This is a genomic window from Paractinoplanes globisporus DSM 43857 (assembly GCF_000379645.1).
In the GTDB taxonomy this organism is placed as follows: domain Bacteria; phylum Actinomycetota; class Actinomycetes; order Mycobacteriales; family Micromonosporaceae; genus Actinoplanes; species Actinoplanes globisporus.
The window spans coordinates 605,079-623,893 of record NZ_KB903294.1; the positions used below are offsets into that span (position 1 = coordinate 605,079).

Consider the following 18,815-nt stretch of genomic DNA (forward strand, 5'->3'; position numbering starts at 1 on the left):
GTTAGTCCTCGACCCGGAAGCCGATCTTGACGCGGACCTGGTAGTAGGCCACGTCGCCGTCGACGACCTGGCCGCGAACCTCCTGCGCTTCAAACCATTCGATATTCCGAACGGTCTGTGCGGCCTTCCGGATCGCAGTGCGGATCGCGTCGTCGACGCTGGTCGGGCTGCTGCCGACGACCTCGGTGAGCCGGTACACGTGGTTGGACATCACGGCCTCCTCGGGTTTCCCCCTACTCAACCAGAAACCCAGTCCCGCGGGGTCAGGAACCGTTCGCGCATCTCCGGCTCCGGGGGCTGAGCTGGGCTTGCCATGGCCGGGCTGTGCCTGGTCGCGCACGCTGCGGCCGGTCGCGGTCACGGCTGCTGAGAGTGAAGCCGCGGGCATATCTATGCGGCCCGGCGGTCCAGGCCGTGCGAGACGGAGTCGGCTGCCAGGAAGGGGAGGACCGTGGCGGCGAACTCGGCCGGGGCGAGGCTGTGGACGCGGTGTCCGACCGGGATGGTGGCCAGCCGCGCGCCGGGGATCGCCGTCGCCACCTCGGTCAGTCGCGCGGGCGGGATGCAGCTGGTCGGGCCGCCGGAAAGGACCAGGGTCGGATGACTCACCTCGCCGAGGCGCTCCCACCACTGGGCGTCCGGCCGGGTGAGCTGGCGCAGGATCGAGCCGACGGCGCGCAGGTCGTAGTCGCGGCTGCCGCCGAAGATGCTGGTGATCGCGTTGAGCACCTGAAGCGGGTTGACCTTCACCGAGCCCGAGCCGCCCGAGCCGCCCAAGCGGCCCGAGCGCCGCGGCGGCGCAGCGAGATCCTCCAGGACCAGCTGGGAGATCCGCTCCGGCGCCTTCAGGGACGCGGCGAGCGCCGCGTGCGCGCCGACCGAGTGACCGATGAGGACGGCGTCGCGCAACGACCGGAGCTCCAGCAGCGACAGGACGTCGTCGCGGAGGCTGGCCAGCGAATAATCCCGGCTGCGGCTGCTGGTGGCGTGCCCGCGCAGGTCGACGGCGATCGCCCGATAGCCGAGACCCGCCAGCCGGGCGGCGAACCGGTCCCAGGTGCGGGCGCTGCTCCCGCTGCCGTGCAGCAGCACCACCGGCGTGCCGGACGGGTCGCCGGTCTCGCGGCAACCGAGGCGCACGCCGTTGACCTCAACCGACCCGCAGTCAAACACCATCCAAGCTGTTTACCAGATGTTTGACCATCGATTGGTCGGAATGAACCCGAACGTAAGCGGCGCCACCCCCGCGAGGCTTGACAAAGTTTGTTAATCGAAGCTCTTGACTGTCCACGCCCGAGCGTCGTTCACTGACTTTCCGACAACGTTGTCATAGACGTTCATCGCTCCCCTGGAGTCGGCATGGCACGAAAACTCCCCCTGGTCCTGGGCGCCGTCCTCGCCGTCCTGATCAGCACCGTCTCCGTCCCCTCGCCCGCGGCCGCCGCCGCGGGCGACTTCGTCACCGGGTTCGAGTCCGGCGATCCCCAGGCCACCTGGACCAACACCGTCGAGAGCAGCTCCGGCGTCGGCGGCTACTGCTGCGGCCTGACCGCGATGGAGAGCGGCACCCGCACCGAGCTCGCCCACACCGGCAGCACGGCGCTGATGTACTCGGGCGCCGACACCAGCACCACCTCGAGCTACTCCTACAACCGGATCCTCGACGTGAACATCCCGATCGTCGCCGGCACCACGCTCTCCTACTGGGTGTACCCGCAGAGCGGCGGCAACCTCGACGTCGCCGTCGACCTGGCGTTCACCGACGGCACCTTCCTGCGTGACTCCGGGGCCGTCGACCAGCACGGCGTACGCCTGCACCCGACCTTCCAGGGCGCCGGCAGCGTCCTGAGCTTCAACACCTGGAACTACGTCACCTCGGCGATCGGCGCGCAGACCGCCGGCAAGACGATCGACCGGATCCTCATCGGGTACGACAAGCCCGAGGGCACCGGCACCTTCCGCGGGTACTTCGACGACATCAGCATCACCGCGAGCTCGGCCGCCGCCTCGCTCGCCGATTACGTCGACACCCGCCGCGGCTCCAACTCCGACCCCAGCTACTCGCGCGGCAACACGTTCCCCGGCGCGACCGTGCCCAACGGGTTCAACTTCTGGACGCCGGTCACCAACGGCAACAGCGACGGCTGGCTCTATCAGTACAGCGCCTCGACCGTGCAGGGCTTCGCGATCAGCCACGAGCCGAGCCCCTGGGTCGCCGACTACGGGCAGCTGCAGATCATGCCGACCACCGGCGCGATCAAGGCCACGCCCGACGCGCGCAAATCCACATTCAGTCATGCCAACGAAATCGCCAGACCGTATTACTACAAGACCAGGCTCGACACGTACGGGATCACGGCCGAGATGGCGCCGACCGATCACGCCGGTGTCCTGCGCTTCACGTTCCCGTCCGCCTCCGACTCGGTGATCCTCTTCGACACGATCGACAGCGCCGGCGGCTCGTTCACGGTCGACACCGCCGGGCGCACCATCTCCGGCTACGCCGACCAGAACGGGCAGAAGCTCTACTTCTCCGCCACCGTCGACCACGCCATCGCCGCCACCGGCCAGGTCTCCGGCGGCGGCGCTACCAGCTGGATCCGCTTCGCCACCACCGCGAACGAGCAGGTCACCCTGCGGGTCGGCACATCCTGGACGAGCGTGGCCCAGGCCGCGGCGAACCTCAGCGCCGAGGTGGGTTCCAAGACCCTTGACGCCGTACGCGATGAGACCGCCGCGCAATGGAACGCCGTCCTGGGCAAGGTGGCGATCGAGGGCGCGACGAACGACCAGCTGATCACGTTCTACTCGAACCTCTACCGCGCCTACATGTACCCGAACAACCGGACCGAGATGGTCGGCGGCGTCCGCCGATACTTCAGTCCGTATGACAATCAACTGCACGACGGTCAGATGTATGTGAACAACGGCTTCTGGGACACCTCCCGGGCGGTCTGGCCGCTGTACACGCTGCTGTCCCCGACGAAGACCGGCGAGATGCTCGACGGCTTCGTCAACGTCTACAAGACCGCCGGCTGGACGCCGAGCTGGTCCGGGCCGTGGAACAAGGCCGTCATGCCCGGCACCAACCAGGACCTCGCGTTCGCCGACGCGTACATGAAGGGCGTGCGCAACTTCGACTACCAGGCCGCGTACGCCTCGGCGGTGAAGAACGCGACCGTCTACTCCTCGTCCGCCAACGGCCGCGCCGGGCTGCAGGTCTCGCCGTTCAAGGGCTACCTGCCCTCGGACGTGCGCGACGCCTCGCTCTCGTGGACCATCGAGGACGCCACCAGCGACTTCGGCATCTACCAGATGGCCACGGCGCTCGGAAAGACCGACGACGCGGCGTACTTCCGCAACCGCACCCTCGATTACGCCAACCTCTACTCGCCGTCGGTCGGCTTCTTCCGCGGCAAGCAGAGCAACGGCAGCTGGCGGACGAGCGACGCCGACTTCAAGCCCCAGTCGTGGGGCTGCGAGTACACCGAGGGCAACGCCTACCACTACGCGCTACCGGCGCCGCAGGACCCGCAGGGCATGGCCAACTTGTACGGCGGCCGCGCCCAGCTCTCTGCGAAGATCGACTCGGTGCTGGCGGCGCCGCGTGACTACCTCACCGGCTGCTACGGCGGCGTCATCCACGAGATGCGCGAGGCGTACGACGGGAACATGGGCCAGTACGCGCACGCCAACGAGCCCATCCACCACATGCTCTACATGTACAACTACGCCGGCACCCCGGCGAAGACGCAGAACCAGGTCCGCAATGTCCTCACCAAGCTGTACGGCTCGGGGACCGGCACGGGCAACGGCTACCTCGGCGACGAGGACAACGGGGAGATGTCGGCCTGGTACATCTTCAGCGCGCTCGGCTTCTACCCGGCCCGGATGGCGAGCACCGACTACACGATCGGCGCGCCGCTGTTCCCGAAGGCCACGATCACCCTGGAGAACGGGCACACCCTGACCGTCAGCGCGCCCGGCGTGAGCGACACCAACCGGTACATCCAGAGCGCCACGCTCAACGGCGTCGCGTACACGAAGAACTACCTCACCCACGCCGACCTGCTGGCCGGCGGGACGCTCACGTTCGCCATGGGCCCCAACCCGTCCAGCTGGGGCACCGCGGACGCCGACATCCCGCCGTCGCTGACCACCGGCACGGCCGCCCCGGCCCGCCTGACCGACAAGGCCACCGGCGGCACGCTCACGGTCAGCGGCGAGAACGGCCCGAACGAGGGCCGCGCCGCGCTCACCGACGACACGTCGCTGACGAAGTGGCTGACGTTCGCGAACACCGCCACCATCACCGACCAGCTCTCCTCGGCGGCGGCGGTCAAGCAGTACACGCTCACGTCCGCCGACGACTTCGCCACCCGCGACCCGAAGAACTGGACCCTGCAGGGCTCCAACGACGGGACGACCTGGACGACGATCGACACCCGCAGCAACGTCGACTTCGCCGACCGCCGCCAGACCCGCCCGTTCACCGTCACCGGAAGCGCGTCGTACTCGCGCTACCGCCTGAACATCACCGCCAACCACGGCGGTGCCGAGACACAGCTGGCCGAACTGCAGCTGCTGGGCTGAGAGCGAACGCCCATCACCCGTATGCGGGCGATGGGCGTTCCCTGCCGAACCTCGGCCTCCTCGGGGACGAGCAGGTGGACGGTGCCGCCCACGGGCGCGACGACGTCCATCGACACCTTGTCCACCTGCACCTCCGCCAGCACCTGATCGGCCCGCACCGGATCGCCCTCACCGACGAACCAGGTGGTGAGGACCCCCAGCGCGGCCGGGTCCTTCTTGGACATCTCGGGGAACAGCACGTCCTCGGTCACGCGGCGGCCACCGCGCGGATCGCCGCCTCGATGCGGTCGGGCCGGGGCAGCACCGCGTACTCGAGGCTGTGCGCGTACGGGATCGGGACGTCGGGCACGGCGACCCGGGCGACCGGGGCCCGCAGCAGGCCGGGATCCACGTCCGTCACCGACGCCACCACCTCACCGGACAGACCGTACGACAGATAGTCCTCGTCGACGACCACGAGCCGCCCGGTCTTGCGGACCGAGGCCACGATCGCCTCGCGGTCCAGCGGCACGAGGCTGCGCAGGTCGAGCACCTCGACGTCGATGCCGTCCTCGGCGAGCTTCTCGGCGACGTCGAGCGCGTGGTGCACCGACAGGGAGACGGTCGCGACGGTCACCGACGTCCCCTCCCGCGCGACCCGGGCGCTGCCGATCGGCACCGTGTACTCGCCGTCGGGCACCTCGCCGATGGCGCGCCGGTTCTTGACCATCCAGGCCAGGCCCATGACTCCCTTGTGGAACATGTAGACGACCGGCCCGTCGTCGCGGATCGCGGAAATCATCAAGCCCTTGGCGTCGTACGGATTGCTGGGCACCACAACCTTCATACCCGGCAAATGGGCAAACGTTCCCCACAGGCACTGGCTGTGCTGGGCGCCGTCGCTGTACCCGCCGCCGACCGCCGTCGTCAGCACCATCGGCACCTTCACGTGGCCCCCGGACTCGTACGAAATCTTGGCCATGTGGTTGTAGATCTGATCCATGCAGACGCCGAAGAAGTCGACGAACATCAGCTCGACGATGGGCCGCATGCCCTCTACGGCGGCGCCGATCGCCAGCCCGATGAAGGCGGTCTCGGAGATCGGCGTGTCGATGACCCGGGTGGCGCCGAAGCGATCCAGCAGGCCGGTCGAGGAACCGAAGATCCCGCCGTACGCCCCGACGTCCTCGCCGAGATAGATGACCGACTCGTCCCGCGCCATCTCGGCGGCGATGCCGTCGACCATGGCCCGGGAGGTGGTGAGCCGTTCGGCCGTCGCGGTCATGAGACACCTCCGGAGGCGAAGACGTAGCGCAGGGCGCCGGCGGGATCGGGCACGGGACTCTCCTTCGCGAACGTCACGGCGTCCTCGACCCGCTCGGTGGCGCTCTCGCGAATGGCGGCCGCCGCGGCGTCGTCGAGCAGCCCGGCGTCGCGCAGACTCTTCTCGTACGTCGGAATGGGATCGCGACCCGGCACGTCCTCGATGTCCTTGCGATAGGCCTGCGCGTCGCCCTCGAAATGCCCCCACAGCCGCAGCGTGTGCACCTCGATGAGGCTCGGCCCGTCCCCGGCGCGAGCGCGCGCGACCGCCCGGCCGGCCGCGGCGTGCACGGCCTCGACAGCGTTGTCCTCGATCCGCTCGCCGGGCATGTCGTACGCCGCCGCCCGCGCCGCGTTGGACGGCACCGAGGTCGACGCCGCCCGCGGCACCGAGATCCCCCAGTCGTTGTCCTCGACGACGAAGACGACCGGCAGCTTCCACAGGGCCGCGAGGTTCAGCGACTCGTGGAAGGCGCCCTGGTTGGCCGCGCCCTCCCCGGTGACGGCGACCGCGACCCGGCCCGCGCCCTGCCGCTGGAAGGCGAAGGCCTGCCCGAGCGCCGGCGGATAGCCCTCGGCGATGATCCCGGAGCAGGAGAAATGGGTGTCGGGGTCGAACAAATGCATGTGCCCGCCGCGCCCGCGCCCCAGCCCGGTCTCCCGGCCGAAGATCTCCGCGGTCATCCGCCGCAGGTCGACGCCGTGCGCGATGGCGAAATGATGCGGCCGGTGGGTGGCCGTGACGGCGTCGTCGGTGGTCAGGTGCGCACAGACCCCGGCCGCCACCGGCTCCTGCCCGGCGGCCAGGTGCATCTCCCCCGGCACGAGTCCCTTGCCGATGTCGAAGCCCGGCCCCTTGTCGGCGTGGTACTCGCGGAGCATCGCCTCCTCGAAGAGGCGGACGAGCACCATTGTTCGGTACAGATCCAGACGCGCCTCCGCGTCGATGGTGTCGGTCATCCTCTCACGGTCGACTCCCTTTGTGAGGCAAGGCAACGACCGCTTCAGATACCGCAACGCCTACGGCGGCCCTACCAGGCTCAGGACCGTCTCGAGCGGGTCGAAACCGGCCGGGATGCCCGGCTTGCGCCACGAGCCGGCCGGCGCGTCCGGCGGCAGCCACTCCGGGCGGAACATGCCGATCGCCAGATCGAGATCCTCGAGACTCTTGCGCAGCTCGTCGGTGACCGGGGTGCGCAGGTGCTCGGCCCAGAGCCGCACCCGCAGGTCCCGCACCTCCTCGCCGGTGGTGACAAGCGCCGCCGTCAGCTCGGTGTCGACCCCGACCATCGAGCGGCTGAAGAAGTTCGCCGAGCCGACCGCCGCGAACCGGTCGTCGACGATGACGATCTTGGTGTGCACGGTCAGATGCTCGACCCGCCACAGGCCGACGTTGCGGCGCAACTGCTGCGGGAGCGGGTCGATGATCTTCTTCTGGAGGTCGGGGTTGACCGTGCCGTTGATCAGCGGCGAGGACTCGGCCGGGTCCCGCGACCCGGAGCCGACCAGGATCACCTTCACTCCGCGGGCCGCCGCCGCCCGTACGTGCGGATACAGCTCGAACCGGTGGTCGCCGCCCGGGTACTCGCGGAAGTACTGGTCCTCGATGTAGACGTAGCGCCGCGCGGCCCCGATCGCCTGCACCAGCGTGAGGTAGATCTCGTGGACGCCCTCCGGGGCCAGCTCGTCGTAGTGCCGTCGTTCCCACGGCAGCAGCGAGTCGACGTACCACGGGCCCACCGAGCGCAGGATCTGGCAGGCCGACCCGCTCATCTCCCGGGCTCTCTGCGGCGGGGCCGGGTCGATCGAGGGCGGCATGCCGGGCGGGTTGATCAGGGGCAGCCCACGCATCGTCGGCCAGACGTACCGGCGGCGGGGCAGGTTCACGGCGCCGATCCAGCGCATCCGGAACACCCGCCAGACATCGGCGGCGGCCGGCCCCTCGATGATCGCGCCGGCGTCGTGCCAGCCCCAGCGCCCACCCCGCACGGCAAGCCGCCGATGCGGCGTCTCGTCGACCCGGTTGGCGGCGTAGTCGATGCCGCCCAGACACGCGGTGAGCTCGGTTCCCCGGCGTACCAACGTAATCTTTTGATGGTTGGACCCTATGCCCGAGCCGGACCAGTCGAGCACTACCCGGTTGGCGAGCGGCTGGTCCCTTTTGACCCGCCAGCGGCGCAACCGGTGCGCCGAACTGACGTTCTGATGGAAAGGCCCAATCGTCGGCCGCGCGATGCTGCTGCTCACGATCGCGCCGGCCAGGATCACCCGGACGTCGACTCCCTGGCTCGCCAGTCCGGCGAGCAGGTCGCCGAGCGGTTCGTAGCCGCGCTCCCCCGGCTGCCGGCCGGTGAGGTCCATTTCCGGTTCCATTTGCAGACCACAGATGTACGCGGCATCGCCCGGCCCGAGCGACGTGAGCAACTCACGCATCCGCCGCATCCAGCCCCGCCCGTCGACGACGAACTCGACCGACGAGTTCTCACAGTGCGCCGTCACCGCCGGCGAGAAAAAGTCAGCCACAAGATCGTCGAGCGCCGTCACGAGCACGACCCTACAAACTCGCGGGCCTCTCCGAATAGAGTGCCCTCCATGACCACGATCGACTTCGCATTGGTGGACGTCTTCTCCGACCGGCCGCTGGCCGGAAACCCGCTGGCCGTGGTGCCGGACGCCGATCAGGTCGACGAGGCGGTCATGCCGCGCATCGCCGCGGAGTTCAACCAGTCCGAGACCACGTTCCTGGTCGCCCCCACCGTGGCCGGCGCCGACCATCGGTTGCGTTCGTTCACCCCGGCCGGCGTCGAGGTCTTCGGCGCCGGTCACAACGCGCTCGGGGCATGGTGGTGGCTGGCCGACAACGGCCGGCTGGACCGTTCCGGCGTGTGGCACCAACAGCTGGGCGACGTGGTTCTGCCGGTCGAGGTGAGCCCCGACCGGATCGCCATGCGCCAGGAGCCGGCCCGTTACGGCAACACGGTGGAGCCGGCCCCGCTCGCCGCCGCCCTGGGCGTCGACGTCGCGGCACTAGGCGCCGGCGCCGGGCTGCCGGTGGCCCAGGTGGTCGAGACCGGCGCGGCGCACCTCCTGGTCGGCCTGCGCGACCGGGCGACGGTGGATTCGGTGTCTCCCGACACGGCCGCGCTGCGTACCCTCCTGCTGGCGGCCGGCGGCGAGGGCTGCTACCTGTACTCGCTCGACCCGGCCGAGCCCGGCGCGACCGCACACGCGCGATTCTTCAACCCGGTCGCCGGCATCACGGAGGATCCGGCCACCGGCACGGCGGCCGGCCCGCTCGCCTGCCTGCTGCACAGCCACGACGCCGCCGGCGAGACCGTCGTGGTCATCCAGGGCCACCGCCTCGGCCGCCCCTCCCGCCTCGAGCTCCGCCTCGACGGCACGACGCCGGTACTCTCCGGCCGCGCGGTCGTGAGCGCCACCGGCACCCTGCGCCTGCCCTGACTCCGCCGCCCGCCCTCGCCGAGGCTCTCCTCAGCCATCCCGCGCTGCACGCGCTCCCTCCCCCACCGGACGGGTGAGTACGTTCCGGACGGCGAGTTGGGCAGGGTTGACGAATGGCAACGCGGCACGGTCGGTACGTCGAAATCGGGTCAAGAGGAAGGACAGCCGGGATGGGCTCAGGCGTGCTCGGCGGGTCTTGCCGGGGACAGGAGCATGACCAGCCGGCCCACGTTGACGGCGTGGTCGGCGTAGCGCTCGTAGTAGCGGCCCAGCAGAGCGCCGTCGACGGCGGCCTCGACGCCGAGGGGCCAGTCCGGGCGGAGCATGACGCTGAACAGGCGGCGGTGCAGCTCGTCCATGGCATCGTCGTCGCCGTCGAGCTGGCCGGCCAGCTCGGCGTCCTGGTCGGCGAGGGCGGACACGATCTTGCCGGCCAGCTCGTCGGCGATCGTGCTCATCGCGCGGAACAGGTGGGCCAGCTCGGGGGCGACCGCGGGCACCGGGTGCCGGCGCAGCGCCGACCGGGCCACGTGCACGGCCAGGTCACCCATGCGCTCGAGGTCGGAGGCCACCTGCAGGGCGGTCATGACCTTCCGCAGGTCGACCGGGTCCGGCGAGCGGTCGGCGAACACCTCGTAGATCCGGTCCTCGACGACGCGGTAGAGCACGTCGATCTCGGCGTCCCGGACCGTGACCTGCTGGGCCAGGGTGGGATCGGCGGCGAGCAGAGCAGTGCTAGCCTGCCGCATCGCCTCACGCACCGCCTTGGCCATCGTCACCAACGAACTGGTGACGCGGGCGAGTTCGTCCTGTAGCTCCCCGCGCATCCCCGCTCCTCACCCTCGGTCGCCAAACGGCAATGCTATGTGCTCAACCGCCCGGCCGGTGGCATCCGGTAGGAACGCGGCGTAACTTCCGATTAGCTCGTGTGGATGGAAGGACACGTTTGACCGCGCTCTTCGGTACCGCGCCGGGGTCACTCTCCGATCTTGAGGTGATCGCGCAGCTCGGGCGCGGAGCGGACACGGTCGTCTATCGGGTGCGGCGGCGCGGCGGCGACTACACGCTCAAGGTCCTGACCTCGACAGATACCCAAGCATTGGCCACCGTACGCCGGGAGGCGGCGCTGCTCGGGTCGGTCGGCCACCCGCTGCTCCCGCGGATCTTCGAAGTGGGCCAGACCTCGACGGGGCCGTACCTGATCCTCGAGTACATCGACGGCTTCTCGCTGTCGCAGACGCTGCGCCACGGGCGGCTGGACGAACCGACGACCGTACGGCTCGCGATCGACCTCGTCGAGCCGCTCGCCGCCGCGCACCGGGCCGGGCTCGTGCATCGCGACGTGAAACCGGACAACGTGATCGTCGAGCCGGTCGGCACCGGCCGCCTGATCGATTTCGGGCTCGCGGCGCGCGGCGGGGCGCACGAGGACCGGGTCGCCGGAACCCTGCTCTACAGCGCCCCCGAGCAGACCGGCATGCTCAAGCGGCCCATCGACGGCCGTTCCGACCTGTACGCGCTCGGCGTGCTCCTGCACGAGTGCGTGACCGGCCAGCTCCCGTACTTCTCGAAGGACGCGGGCGAGCTGATCCGCCTGCACGCCACCGCCCCGATCCCCGACCCGCGCACGCACGCGCCGCAGCTCAGCCCCACGATGGCCGCGATCATCGCGACGCTGATGGCCAAGGACCCCGACGACCGGTACCAGACTGGTGAGAGCCTGCTGGCCGACCTGCGCCGGCTCGCCGCCCAGCCGGGCGCGGCGTTCCCGGTGGCCGCCGGGCGGGCCCGCGGCGACCAGCTGATCGGTCCCCAGCGCCTGGTCGGCCGCGACGACGAGGTGGTCACGCTGGCCCACCGCTGGCTGAAGGCCCGGGACGGCGGCGGGGGCGCCGTGATCGTCGAGGGCACGGCCGGCGCCGGCAAGACCCGGCTGGTCCGCGAGCTGACCAACGCCGTCGCCTCCGACGGCGACCTCATCCTGTACGGCAAGTGCGTGCCCGACGACCCGGTACCACTCGCTCCCTTGCGCGGCGCGGTCGAGCGCTACCTCCGTACGGTGGACAAATTGCCACCCGGAGAGCGCGACCTGGCCGTCGAGCAGGTCCGTCGCGCGGCGGGCCGGGGTGGACCGCTGCTGCGGACGCTCTCGCCGCTGCTGGCCGACCTGGTGCAGGCCCCGGCGATGGGCGAGCTGAACCGGCACGAACAGTTCGTCAACGCGGTCGCCGCCTTCCTCATCGGGCTGGCCGACGAGGTCCAGGGCGCCGTCCTGCACATCGACGACGTGCAGTGGCTCGACGAGCCGACCCGGCGCGTGCTGCACCGGGTGAGCAACCGGCTGCCCGACACTCCCCTGCTGGTCATCGCGACAAGCCGGGACGACCCGGGCAGCACGGCCGCGCTGGAACGCTTCGTCATCGACATGGACACCACCCTCGACACCCGCATCCCGCTCGGCCCGCTCGACCGGGAAGCGGTGGAGGAGCTCGTCGGCGAGCATCTGGGCGCGATCGGCCTGCCCGGCGGGTACGTCGAGGAGCTGGCGGCGCGGGCCGGCGGCAACCCGTTCACGATCGGCGAGTACGTCCGGGCGGTCCTCGACGCGGGCCTGGTCACGCCCTCCTGGAACGGCTGGCAGCTGGACATGGCCGGGCTGGACCGCCTCGAGCTCTCCGGCGACGCGGTCGACCTGGTGCTGCAGCGCATCGACGGCCTCGGCGCGGAAAGCCGCACGCTGCTGGCCGCCGGCGCCGCGGCCGGCCGGTGGTTCCCGGCCGAGCTGGCCGCCGCGGTCTGCGACATCGACCCGCGCCGGGCCCGTGCCCTGCTCGCCGAGGCCGAGTCGCGGCGGCTGGTGACCGCCGCCGGCACCGACGGGTACCGCTTCCTGCACGACCGGATCCGGGAGGCGCTGCTGGTCGGCCTCGACGCGGCCGCGCTGCGCGACCTGCATCAGCGCATCGCCGAGGTGCTCGACGCGGCCGCGCCCGGCGACCCCCGCTACATCTACGCGGTCGCCCGGCACTACGCGCTCGGCGAGACCGGCCGCCGGCCGCAGCGGGTGTACTTCAGCGGCTTCGCCGCCGGACGGCTGGCGCTGACCGAGCACGCACCGGCCGAGGCCCGCGAGTTCCTCAAGGTCGCCGCCCGCGCGGCCGGGGCCGCCCGCGTCACGCCGCCGCCCGACTTCTTCCTCGCGCTCGGCACGAGCTGCGCCCGGTCCGGCCGGTTCGCCGAGGCGTACGAGCATCTCGATCAGGCGCTGCGCGGCGAGCCCGACCGGATCGGCCGGGCCGGGATCCTCGTCCAGGAGGCGATGGTCCGCAACAGCGCGTGGAACCCCGACCAGGCCTACGACGCGGTGCGCCGCGGGCTCGCCGAGCTGGGCAAACCGCTGCCGAGAACCCGGCTCGGCCTCGCCGTCACCACGATCTGGTCGGTGCTGGTCGGGTTGTTCATCGGCACCACCGGCATCGGCTTCGGCAAGGCGGGCGGGCGCACTCGGGAGAGCTACCGCCTCGAGGCCGTCCTCTGCGACATCGGCACGCTGGCGCTGTCGATGCGGATGCGCCGTGTCATGCGTGCGGTCCTGAGCCTGCGCGCCCTGCACCCGATCAACCGCATCGGGCCCGGCCGGGAGTACGCCCAGCACATGGCCGGTCTCGGGGTGATCGCCGACGTGGCCGGCCGGCGGAAACTCGCGGCCCGCCTCTACGACCGGGCCGCCGCGGCCGCCGCCGAGATCGACGACCCGGAACTGGTCGGCTACGTCGAGTGGAAACGCGGCGCCGGCCGCTACCTGAGCGGGCACGACGACGAGAGCAAGGTCTGGAGCCGGATCCTGGTCGAGCACGAGCGGTGGCTCGAGCTGGGCGACTACCTGACCGGCGTGTCCACCGTCTGCATGCAGTACTTCAAGCGCGGCTGCACCGACGAGGCCGAGTCCTGGCACCGGCGCGGCCAGGCCCGCCTCGGCCCGGGCGCGGAGGCGGAGGGCGCCGCGATCGGTGCCGTCGGTGCCGTCATCGCCGCGCAGCGCGGACGCCCCGAGGAGGCGGAGGCGCGGATCGAGTCGCTGCGCCGCTTCCTGCGGTCCAACCCCGACAATCCCATGCAACTGATCAATTTGTACGGGGCCCAGATGGTCGCCCTGGTCGAGCAGGGCCAGCTGGGAGAGCCGTTCGAGCGGCTCACCGCCGAGTTCGCGACGCTCGGGCTCCGGCCCAAGGCGATGGTCCCCGAGCAGCGCATCTACTACGTCTACGAGGCTCTGGGCCGGCTCGCCCGGTACCGCGCCGGTCACGACCGGCAGGCCGCCGAGGCCGCCGTCGCCCGGCTGGAGAAGATGGCCGACACCAAGGTGCTGCGCGCCTTCCACCTGGTGGGGCGGGCCGACCTCGAGGTGCTCGCCGGCCGGCCCGGCGACGCGCTGCGCACCCTGGCCGGGGTCGAGCTGGAGCTGGTGCCGCTGGACGCGCCGCTGATCGCCTACGAGGCGGCCCGGGTCCGCGCCCGCGCACTGAGCGCCCTCGACCAGCCCGCCTCGGCCGCCCAGCAGGCGAAACTCGCCCAGATGATCGCCATCGAGCAGGAGTGGCCGCAGCGGTCCCGCTGGGTCGTCGACGAGTTCCGGGTCCTGGCCCACGTCTCGACCGAGCCCGGCACGCCGCCCAGCTCCGAGGACCGGAACGATCCCGCCACGCCCGGCACCGACCAGGGCCGCTACCGCCGGCGGCTGGAGGCGTTGCAGCAGGTCAGCCTGGCCTCGGCGACGGTGCTGGACCCGACCGCCCTGTCCCGGGTCGCGCTCGACGAGACCCTGCGCATCCTGGGCGCCGAGCGGGCGTACCTCTTCCTGCTCGACCGGGAGCGCGACGAGCTGGTCCCGCACGTGGGCCGCGACGCGCAGGGCAACGACATCCGCGAGCTGACCGGCTACAGCACCACGCTGGTCGACCGGGTGCGGCACTCCGGCGAGCCGGTCGTGGTGACCGGCAGCGAGGAGGGCGTGGCGCTCGGCTCGCACAGCGTGCAGGTCCACGGCCTGCGCAGCATCATGGTCGCGCCGCTGCGGTTCAACGGTCAGCCCATCGGCGTGGTCTATCTCGACAGCCGGATCGCCAAGGGCGTGTTCACCGGCGAGGACGTCGACATCCTCAAGGCCATCACCAACCACGTCGCGGTCTCGCTGGAGACGGCCCGCGCCGCCCAGCTCGAGGTCGCGGTGCAGGCCGCCCGGCGGCAGCGGGACGTGGCCGAGACCCTGCGCGCGGCCATGGCCGACCAGAGCTCCTCGCTCGACCCGGACGAGGTGATGCGCCGACTGCTCGACAGCCTGACCCGCACGCTCGGCGGCGACACGGCCGTGCTGATGACCCGCACCGCTCACGACGGGCTGGAGGTCGCCGCCGTGCGCGGCGCCGCCGCGGCGGCGGTGGGCACCCGGTTGCCGTCAATGCCGCCCGACCTGCTCGATCTCACCGGCCCCCGGGCGCGCACGATCTTCCCGGGCGAGCGTCCCCCGTTCGGCGGCGTGCTCGGCACTCCCCGCTGCTGGTGGGCGATCCAGGCCGTGCGGCCCGGCGAGCCGTCCGGCGTCCTGCTGGTGGGCGCGACCGACGAGGGCGTCATGACCGAGGCGCAGATCCAGATGGCGGCGGCCATCGCCGGGCAGGGCATGACGGCGTACGAGAACGCGCGCCTGTTCAGCCAGGTGCGCACGATGGCCACGATCGACGGGCTCACCGGCCTGTTCAACCGCAACCACTTCTTCGCGGAGGCCGACCGCCTGGTCGGGACCGCCGCCCGGCCGATCGCCGCCATCATGATGGACATCGACCACTTCAAGCGCATCAACGACACGTACGGGCATCCGGTCGGCGACGAGGTGATCCGCACGGTAGCCCGGCGCCTGACCAGCTCCCTCGGCCCCGGCGACGTCCTGGGCCGCTACGGCGGCGAGGAGTTCGCGGTGGTCACGGCCCAGTCCTCGGCGTCCGCGGTCGACCTGGCCGGTCGCCTGCACCTGTCCGTGTCCAGTCATCCCGTGGCCACCGACGCCGGGCTCCTGCCGGTGACCATCAGCGTGGGGCTGGCCGGGCCGGACGGCAGCGGGGATGATCTGCGGCAGCTGCTGGCGCGGGCTGATGCGGCGCTCTACCAGGCCAAGCAGAGCGGCCGCGACCGCGTCTGCGTCGCAGACTAGGGCCTGGGCCACGCCGCAGCCCCGCGTGATCGGCAGGACAGGCCCTGGCCCGGAAACGTGCCTGGTCGCGCGGCGTGCGGCCGGGTGGGCGGTCGCGCATGGCGAGCCGGCCCGTCACCCACCGGCCGCGACGGGCCGCACGCCGCGCGACCACCCAGCGGCGGCCGCGCTCGCGACCTGCGCCCCGGCGGCGCCCCGAAACACCCGCCGTGCGGGGGGTTAAGGCGGCTCTAAGCAGGGCGAAAGCTGGCCCACGAAGAGGCGTAACGGTTTTCTCCGGGACGGTGCAGATCTTGGGAAAACGGTCCGTCGGGGTGCCGGTTGCGGGGTGGGGGTGGCTAACTTTGCGGCCGCGAGGACGCCGCCTAGTCGAGGAGCGACATGCCGGACATGTACGACCCCGCCCCGCCCGGTGTGGGTGGACGGCATGCCGCGCCGGTGTCCAAGGTGGCGATCGTCGGAGCGGCGGCGGCCGTGCTCGTTCTGGTGGGTGCGGTCGCCGTGTTCGCGGCCGGGCGAGGCAGCGGGGCCGGCAACGGTGGCGACGATCAGCGGGCGGCGCCGGCGGCCGAGGCTACGGGGACCAAGGCGGCGCAGTCGGCTGCCGGCGCGGCCAAACCCAGCGCGAAGCCGGCGAAGTCCGCCACGTCGGCGGCGGCCACCAAGAAACCCGCGACGACCGCGGCCACCACCAAACCGGGTGGGTTCAAGACCACCTTCTACGACTCGTTCGACGGGAAAGCCGGCACCGGGCTCGACACGTCGCGCTACCGGTACGACACCGGGCCGGGCAGCAAGTTCGGCACGGGCGAGATCGAGACGATGACCGACAGCACCCGCAACGTCTTCCACGACGGGCAGGGGCACCTGGTCCTGCGGGCCCTGCACAGCGGCGATGACCCGGGGAGCGGCTGGACCTCGGGGCGCTTCGAGACCGAGTCGTCGGCGTTCGGGGCGGCCAAGGGCGGCGTGGTGCGGATGGAGGCTTCCATCCAGCAGCCGAACGTCACCAAGTCGAACGGCGCGGGCTACTGGCCGGCGTTCTGGATGCTGGGCAACGGGCTTCGCAACGGCGGCAGCTGGCCCTCGATCGGTGAGGTCGACATCCTCGAGGACATCAACGGGCGGTCCTCCGTGTTCGGCACGCTGCACTGCGGCAGCAACCCGGGCGGGCCGTGCGGCGAGTCCACCGGGATCGGCAGCGGTGAGCGCGCCTGCGCTGGGTGCCAGACCGGTTTCCACACGTACGCCGTGGAGATCGACCGCTCGGTGGCGCCGGAGCAGATCCGGTGGTACCTCGACGGGCGCAACTACTTCACGCTGAAGCAGACCCGGGTGGACGCCACGACCTGGAGCAAGGCGGTCGACCACCCGTTCTTCATCATCTTTGACCTGGCCATGGGCGGCGGCTTCCCGGCGGCCTTCGGCGGCGGTCCCAACGGCGACACGGTCTCCGGCGGGCAGATGAAGATCGACTATCTGGCCGTCTACAACAAGTGAGTCACTTGACGGCGCCGCCGGTGATGCCGGAGATGATGCGACGCTGGGCCACGGCGAAGACCGCGATCAGCGGAAGGCTCATCAGCAGCACGTACGCGAAGATCAGGTGCCAGTTGTTGAGGTAGAGGCCGGCGCTGGCCACCCGGAACAGGTTGAGCGGCAGCGTGTCGACGCGCCCGCCGACGACGAAGAAGGCGTAGAAGACGTCGTTCCAGACGTAGAGGCAGACCAGGATCGTCGCGGTCGCGAGCACGGGACGAAGAAGCGGCAGCACGATCCGGCGGAAGACCGCGAACGGCGCCGCGCCGTCTATCTGCGCGGCCTCCTCGAGGGCGGGCGGGATCGTCCGCACGAAGCCGGTGACGAAGAAGATCACCGTCGACAGGTAGATGCCCATGTAGACGCCGATCATGCCGATCACCGTGCCGGCCAGGCCGAGTTGGCGCAGCAGCAGCACGACCGTGATCACGGCGGGCGGCAGGATGATCCCGCTGATGCCGAGCGCGTACAGCACGGCGTTGACGCGGGTCGCCCGCCGGGCCAGCACCCACGCGGCCATAGAGCCGAGCAGCAGCACGCCGGCCACGGTCGGCGCCACGATTATCAGGCTGCCGAAGAAGGCGGCCGGAACGTCCGCTTCGGTCCAGACCTGCCGCAGGTTCGCCCACAGCTGCCAATGGCCCGGCAGGGAGAGATTGGGCTGGACGGCCTCGCCCTGCGACTTGCCCGCAGTGACCACGACCAGCCACAGCGGGACGCCGATCAGCACGACGACGAGGATGATCGTGACGACCGGTTGCAGCCGGCGCCAAAGAGGCAGGTCGCTCACATGACTTCCTCTCGCTTGCGCAGCACGTAGATGACCGGGAACGCCATGAGCGCCACCAGTAGGAACAGCACGAGGCTCATGGTGGTGGCCTGGGCGAACAGGCCCTGGCCGAAGGTGCGGTAGATGAAGATGTTGAGGATCTCGGTGGTGCGGGCCGGGCCACCGCCGGTGGTCGCCTGCACGATGTCGAAGCCGTTCATCGAGCCGAGCAGCGCGGTCGCGACGTTGAAGGTGACCGCCGGCGCGAGCAGTGGCACCCGGATCCGCCAGAACGTCCGCGCCCGTGACGCGCCGTCGATGCGGGCGGCCTCGACCAGGTCCTCCGGGACGGTCTTGAGCCCGGCCAGGTATATGAGCATCGAAAGGCCCATCCATTTCCAGGCGTGGATGAGCGCGACGACCACGATCGTCCAGCGGGTGTCTGCGAGCCAGGCGTAGTCGATGCCGAACAGTTGGTTGACGGCGCCCGACGGTTTGAGCAGCGCCTGGAAGATGTAGCCGACCGCCAGCGCCGACATCAGGACCGGGACGAGGAAGAACGTCCGGGCGATCCGGTTGACGACCGTGTCGCGCTCGAGCAGGACCGCCAGGCCAAACCCTAAGACATTTTGAAAGACAGCCACGAGTACGGCGTAGACCACGGTCACCCGGATGGCGCGAAACAGCGTTCCGTCCGTGGCCAGCTGCGTGAAGTTGTCGAGGCCGACCGGGTTGATGGCGGACTTGAAGCTCGACCAGTCCGTGAAGGCATAGACGAAGTTGAACACGGTCGGCACGAAGAAGAAGAGCAGCAGTACCGCGTACGCGGGAATGAGAAACCACATCGGATGGGTGCCGCGCGCGGTGCGCCGCCGGCCGGCGAGCTTGGGGGTGGCGGGCGCGCCGGCCGACGTACGCGAATCGATTGTCAAGGTCATGGGG

The 18,815-nt window shown here is 70.8% G+C and carries 13 protein-coding genes; 4 read left to right on the forward strand and 9 right to left on the reverse strand.

Translation table 11 applies throughout. The features are described from left to right. Position 1: 1 nt before the first annotated feature. On the reverse strand, positions 2-211 hold the full coding sequence (locus A3CQ_RS0102695) for a dodecin (protein WP_020509368.1): 210 nt from the start codon (positions 209-211) through the stop codon (positions 2-4). 179 nt (positions 212-390) lie between these two features. Further along, complete coding sequence (locus tag A3CQ_RS0102700; RefSeq protein WP_020509369.1) at positions 391-1,176, reverse strand: alpha/beta fold hydrolase; 786 nt, start codon at positions 1,174-1,176, stop codon at positions 391-393. A 183-nt stretch (positions 1,177-1,359) separates the two neighbouring features. Between A3CQ_RS0102700 and A3CQ_RS0102705 the strand changes: the two genes are divergently transcribed. Further along, the gene (locus A3CQ_RS0102705; RefSeq protein WP_020509370.1) at positions 1,360-4,593 is read left to right on the forward strand and encodes a GH92 family glycosyl hydrolase; all 3,234 of its coding nucleotides are present in this window, start codon (positions 1,360-1,362) and stop codon (positions 4,591-4,593) included. Here the strand turns inward: A3CQ_RS0102705 and A3CQ_RS58650 are convergent. The 4 genes from A3CQ_RS58650 to A3CQ_RS0102720 are packed head-to-tail and all read right to left on the reverse strand — an operon-like array spanning position 4,521 to position 8,439. Then, complete coding sequence (locus A3CQ_RS58650; protein ID WP_245576975.1) at positions 4,521-4,844, reverse strand: biotin/lipoyl-containing protein; 324 nt, start codon at positions 4,842-4,844, stop codon at positions 4,521-4,523. The genes A3CQ_RS0102705 and A3CQ_RS58650 overlap by 73 nt on opposite strands. Further along, the gene (locus A3CQ_RS0102710; protein WP_020509371.1) at positions 4,841-5,857 is read right to left on the reverse strand and encodes an alpha-ketoacid dehydrogenase subunit beta; all 1,017 of its coding nucleotides are present in this window, start codon (positions 5,855-5,857) and stop codon (positions 4,841-4,843) included. The genes A3CQ_RS58650 and A3CQ_RS0102710 overlap by 4 nt, the downstream gene beginning before the upstream one ends. Further along, a complete protein-coding gene (locus tag A3CQ_RS0102715) occupies positions 5,854-6,855 on the reverse strand; it encodes a thiamine pyrophosphate-dependent dehydrogenase E1 component subunit alpha (RefSeq protein WP_020509372.1) in 1,002 nt (333 codons plus the stop codon). Before A3CQ_RS0102715 ends, A3CQ_RS0102710 begins: the two co-directional genes overlap by 4 nt. 60 nt (positions 6,856-6,915) lie before the next feature. After that, positions 6,916-8,439 carry a phospholipase D-like domain-containing protein gene (locus A3CQ_RS0102720; protein WP_051115122.1) on the reverse strand — a complete coding sequence of 508 codons (1,524 nt, stop codon included), beginning with the start codon at positions 8,437-8,439 and terminating at the stop codon, positions 6,916-6,918. Between the two features lie 48 nt (positions 8,440-8,487). Here A3CQ_RS0102720 and A3CQ_RS0102725 point away from each other — a divergent pair, with 48 nt between their 5' ends. After that, positions 8,488-9,357, forward strand: coding sequence for a PhzF family phenazine biosynthesis protein (locus A3CQ_RS0102725; protein ID WP_020509373.1), 870 nt, complete (start codon positions 8,488-8,490; stop codon positions 9,355-9,357). Positions 9,358-9,533: 176 nt separating this feature from the next. On the opposite strand, the gene phoU is transcribed toward A3CQ_RS0102725, so the two are convergent. Next, entirely contained in the window at positions 9,534-10,184 is a 651-nt protein-coding gene (gene phoU / locus A3CQ_RS0102730) for a phosphate signaling complex protein PhoU (RefSeq protein WP_020509374.1), read from the reverse strand. Positions 10,185-10,351: 167 nt separating this feature from the next. Between phoU and A3CQ_RS0102735 the strand changes: the two genes are divergently transcribed. Continuing rightward, complete coding sequence (locus A3CQ_RS0102735; RefSeq protein ID WP_169516246.1) at positions 10,352-15,565, forward strand: diguanylate cyclase; 5,214 nt, start codon at positions 10,352-10,354, stop codon at positions 15,563-15,565. Positions 15,566-15,946: 381 nt separating this feature from the next. After that, on the forward strand, positions 15,947-17,065 hold the full coding sequence (locus A3CQ_RS51190; protein WP_020509376.1) for a glycoside hydrolase family 16 protein: 1,119 nt from the start codon (positions 15,947-15,949) through the stop codon (positions 17,063-17,065). 1 nt (position 17,066) lies between these two features. On the opposite strand, the gene A3CQ_RS0102745 is transcribed toward A3CQ_RS51190, so the two are convergent. Together A3CQ_RS0102745 and A3CQ_RS0102750 are read right to left on the reverse strand one after the other, a co-directional pair. Beyond that, a complete protein-coding gene (locus tag A3CQ_RS0102745) occupies positions 17,067-17,894 on the reverse strand; it encodes a carbohydrate ABC transporter permease (RefSeq protein WP_020509377.1) in 828 nt (275 codons plus the stop codon). Then, complete coding sequence (locus A3CQ_RS0102750; protein WP_020509378.1) at positions 17,891-18,811, reverse strand: carbohydrate ABC transporter permease; 921 nt, start codon at positions 18,809-18,811, stop codon at positions 17,891-17,893. Before A3CQ_RS0102750 ends, A3CQ_RS0102745 begins: the two co-directional genes overlap by 4 nt. Between the last annotated feature and the right edge of the window lie 4 nt (positions 18,812-18,815).